The 4,081-nt window shown below is 64.9% G+C and carries 4 protein-coding genes; 2 read left to right on the top strand and 2 right to left on the bottom strand.

The features are described from left to right. Both WBF82_RS18625 and WBF82_RS18620 read right to left on the bottom strand, forming a co-directional pair. The coding region (locus WBF82_RS18625; protein ID WP_424384430.1) for an ATP-binding cassette domain-containing protein at positions 1 to 418 on the bottom strand (418 nt) is incomplete at its 3' end. A gap of 55 nt (positions 419 to 473) precedes the next feature. Beyond that, positions 474 to 1,760, bottom strand: coding sequence for an ammonium transporter (locus WBF82_RS18620; protein ID WP_424384429.1), 1,287 nt, complete (start codon positions 1,758 to 1,760; stop codon positions 474 to 476). Positions 1,761 to 1,846: 86 nt separating this feature from the next. Here WBF82_RS18620 and WBF82_RS18615 point away from each other — a divergent pair, with 86 nt between their 5' ends. Together WBF82_RS18615 and tyrS are read left to right on the top strand one after the other, a co-directional pair. Continuing rightward, positions 1,847 to 2,458 (top strand): DNA-3-methyladenine glycosylase, encoded by a 612-nt coding sequence (locus WBF82_RS18615; protein WP_424384431.1) that lies wholly within the window; start codon positions 1,847 to 1,849, stop codon positions 2,456 to 2,458. A 29-nt stretch (positions 2,459 to 2,487) separates the two neighbouring features. Continuing rightward, positions 2,488 to 3,753: a tyrosine--tRNA ligase gene (tyrS, locus tag WBF82_RS18610; RefSeq protein WP_424384428.1), complete on the top strand. Its 1,266-nt coding sequence runs from the start codon at positions 2,488 to 2,490 to the stop codon at positions 3,751 to 3,753. Positions 3,754 to 4,081 lie beyond the last annotated feature (328 nt).

Raw genomic sequence — 4,081 nt, 5'->3', positions numbered from 1 at the left:
AATAGGCAGTGCTGTGATCGCTCAGCCCCACCCGATCGATCGCGGAGTCAGCGGCGCTGCGGTCAAATCCGTACAGCGACGCGAAATAGCGGACGTTGTCGACGATCCGCAGGTCGTTGTAGATCGTGGGATCCTGCGGCAGGTATCCGATGCGGCGGCGCAGAGACGCTGACCCGGCCGGTAGGCCGAGGACGCGCACGGTCCCCGAAGCGATGAGCTGGGTGCCGACAATGCAGCGAATCAGCGTGGTCTTGCCACAGCCCGACGGACCGAGCAGTCCGGTGATGCTGCCGCGGCCGATGCGAACCGAGAAATCCTGCAGCGCCGGGCGTTTGCCGCGGACCACGCGCAAGTGGCTGATGTCGACGGCTACCTCGTCACCATTCAAAATAAATTCATCATGCGATGAAGTCATCATACGATGAATATCCGCCCTCTGGTTGCGGTTGTCAAGGCCGCGGAGGGTTTCGTGCTCAAGCTGTTGGCGGGGACGACCCCGTCGAGCCCAGGCCTCGCAACGGCAAATGGCCGTGCACGCCTTCGGCGTAAGCGGTTTCGGAGTGTTGAGCGAGGTCGACACCGGTGGTCTCGTCTTCTGCGCTGAGCCGGAAGCCCATCACTCGATCGACCAGCTTCGCGATAACGAACGACATCGTGAACGCATAGAGTGCGACGACCACGATCGCCAGCGCCTGCTTGCCCAGTTGGGTGAAGCCGCCCCCGTAGAAGAGACCCTGCGGACCCGCCGTCATGACCGCCGTGGCAAGCAGCCCGATCAATGACACGCCGACAACCCCGCCGACAAAGTGCACACCGACCACGTCGAGCGAGTCGTCATAGTTGAAACGGAATTTCGCGCCCACCGCGAACGAGCACACTATTCCTGCCGCACAGCCGACGACCGCCGCCCCGAGCGTGTTGACGGTTCCGCACGACGGAGTGATGGCGACGAGGCCGGCGACCACACCGGATGCCGCGCCGAACGTCGTGGCCCTGCCGTCGCGGATTCGTTCGACCGACAGCCAGCCGAGCATGCCCAGGCAGCCCGCGACAAGCGTGTTGAGAAAGATGGCCGCGGCAGTTCCGTTGGCGGCCAAAGCAGAACCGGCGTTGAACCCGAACCAGCCGAACCACAGCAGTCCGACACCAACAAAGAGCAACGGCAGATTGTGCGGCCGCATGGCGTCCTTCTTGAAGCCGATGCGGGGCCCGAGTACCAGCGCCAGGGCCAGAGCAGAGCAACCGGACACGATCTCGACGACGAGTCCGCCCGCATAGTCCAGCACGCCCAGCTTGGCCAGCCAGCCGCCGGGTCCCCATACCCAATGCGCGACAACCGAATACACGGCAATCGCCCATACCGAGACGAACACCATCCAGGCAGCGAACCTGGCGCGGTCTGCGATCGCGCCGCTGACAAGTGCGGCTGTGACGATCGCGAACGTCAACTGGAACGTGGCATATAGCAGCTCGGGAACTGTGCCGTGGGTCGTTTCCGGGGTGATGCCCAGCATCCCGATATGGCTGAGGTTGCCGACGAGCCCGCTTGCCCCATCTTGCGAGAACGCGATGGTGTAGCCGACCAGCAGCCACGCGACCGTGACGAGCGGTATGGAGATGAAGCTCATCATCATCATGTTGAGCACCCCGGTGGTGCGGACCATGCCGCCGTAAAAGATCGCCAGGCCGGGGGTCATCAGCAGCACTAGTGCGGTGCTGGCGAGCAGCCACGCAGTGGCGGCAGGGTCGATCGCATGCATATTTCGGGCTCCTTCGCCACGCGGCAACCGGGATATTGCCACGTTCGCGGTGTCGGTAGGTTCGATGGGTGCGATCCGGCCAAGGCGTGGCTGCGCGCGAGCTGACAGTCGACCCCGTCGCGGCCGCGCACCGCTTGCTCGGCGCCACTCTCACCGGCCGGGGCGTGCGGGCAATCGTCGTCGAAGTCGAGGCCTACGGCGGGGTTCCCGACGGCCCCTGGCCGGATGCCTCGGCCCACTCCTACCGCGGCCGCAACGGCCGCAACGCCGTGATGTTCGGGCCCCCGGGGCGGCTCTACACCTACCGAAGCCACGGGATCCACGTCTGCGCCAACGTCTCGTGCGGACCCGACGGCACCGCTGCGGCAGTCTTACTGAGGGCCGCCGCCGTCGAGGACGGCGCCGAGGTCGCGCGCGCCCGCCGCGGTGAGCTGGTCCGTGCCGCGGCGCTTGCGCGGGGTCCGGGCAATTTGTGCTCGGCGCTGGGAATCACCATGGACGACAACGGGATTGATCTGTTTGACCTCGACAGCCCAGTGACCGTGGAACTGAACGCCCCGCTGACCGCTGTGTCCGGTCCCCGCGTCGGGATCAGCCAGGCCGCCGACCGGCCATGGCGGCTGTGGTTGCCGGGCCGACCGGAGGTCTCCGCATACCGCCGCAGCCCCCGGGCCCCGGCGCCGGGCGCTAGCGACTAGCCCGGCTCGTCCTGGAAGACTATTCGGACATGATCCTCGACGAGCTGCGCTGGCGTGGACTGATCGCACAGTCCACCGACCTCGAAGCGTTGGCCAGCGAGGCTGCGCACGGCCCGATCACGCTGTACGCGGGATTTGATCCCACCGCGCCCAGCCTGCACGCAGGGCATCTGGTCCCGTTGTTGGCGCTGCGGCGCTTTCAGGCCGCCGGGCATCGCCCGATCGTTCTCGCCGGTGGCGCAACCGGCCTGATCGGCGACCCTCGCGATACGGGTGAACGGCTACTCAACTCCACCGAAACCGTCGAAGGATGGACTGACCGGATCCGCGGACAGCTGGAACGCTTCGTCGATTTCGACGGTTCGGCGACCGGTGCCATCATCGAAAACAACCTCGAATGGACCAGCGCGATGTCGGCCATTGAGCTGCTACGCGACGTCGGCAAGCACTTCTCGGTAAACGTGATGCTGGACCGCGACACCGTGCGGCGCCGCCTGGAGGGCGAGGGAATCTCCTACACCGAGTTCAGCTACATGCTGTTGCAGGCCAACGACTACGTCGAGCTCCACCAACGCCATCACTGCGCGCTGCAGATCGGCGGATCCGACCAGTGGGGCAACATCATCGCCGGCGTGCGGCTGGTGCGCCAGAAGCTGTCGGCCACCGTGCATGCCCTCACGGTTCCGCTGGTGACCACGGCCGACGGGACGAAGTTCGGCAAATCCACCGGCGGCGGCAACGTCTGGCTGGACCCGGAGATGACGACTCCGTACGCCTGGTACCAGTACTTCGTCAACACCGCCGACGCCGACGTGATCCGGTACCTGCGCTGGTTCACCTTCTTGTCGGCAGACGAGTTGGCCGACCTCGAGGAGGCCACCGCGTCACGGCCACAGCAACGGGCAGCGCAGCGACGACTGGCCCGCGAACTGACCACCCTCGTGCACGGCGAGCACGCCACCGAGTCGGTTGAACACGCAAGCCAGGCGTTATTCGGCCGCGGGGAACTCGACCGGTTGGACGAGTCGACGCTGACGGCCGCGCTACGCGAGACCTCGGTCGCTGAATTAAAACCGGGCAGCCCAGACGGGATCGTGGACCTGCTGGTTGCCAGCGGGCTGTCGCAAAGCAAGGGCGCCGCGCGACGCACGATCGCCGAGGGCGGCGTATCCGTCAACAACACCAAGATCGACGACGAAGACTGGGTCCCGAGCCCAACCGACTTCCTGCACGGACGCTGGTTGGTTCTGCGCCGGGGCAAGCGGAATATCGCCGGCGTCGAGCGCGTTCCTTGATTTTGCGATAGCTGAAATTTGGCGTCTAGCAGGTTGTTTGACTCCACGTTTGCTCTCGCGTAACTTGATCAAGTCGTCGCGACACGGCCAGTCCGTAGAGCGCGACGATGTCCCAGAGGGAAGCACCACTTCGGTGGGTCTCTCGTCGTCCGCTCAGTGAGTAAGCGGCCAATGGCCGCGGGGCTTGTTGCGCGGTCGGAGGGGTGTTGTTTGAGAACTCAATAGTGTGTTTGGTGGTTTTGTTTTTGTTGTTGTTTTTTTGCCGCGTTTCGACGCCCCGTGTTGGGACGTGGTTTTTTGATGCCAGTTTTTGGTGTCTTGCTTTGGT

The organism is Mycobacterium sp. (genome assembly GCF_049673265.1).
GTDB lineage: Bacteria > Actinomycetota > Actinomycetes > Mycobacteriales > Mycobacteriaceae > Mycobacterium.
Note: the sequence above shows the minus strand (reverse complement) of the source record. Positions and strands in the feature narration are given on the sequence as shown.

Bases quoted from the DNA above. Each gene is read 5' to 3' on its own strand.
- WBF82_RS18620 (WP_424384429.1), bottom strand. From the start codon at position 1,760: ATGCATGCGATCGACCCTGCCGCCACTGCGTGGCTGCTCGCCAGCACC.
- tyrS (WP_424384428.1), top strand. From the start codon at position 2,488: ATGATCCTCGACGAGCTGCGCTGGCGTGGACTGATCGCACAGTCCACC.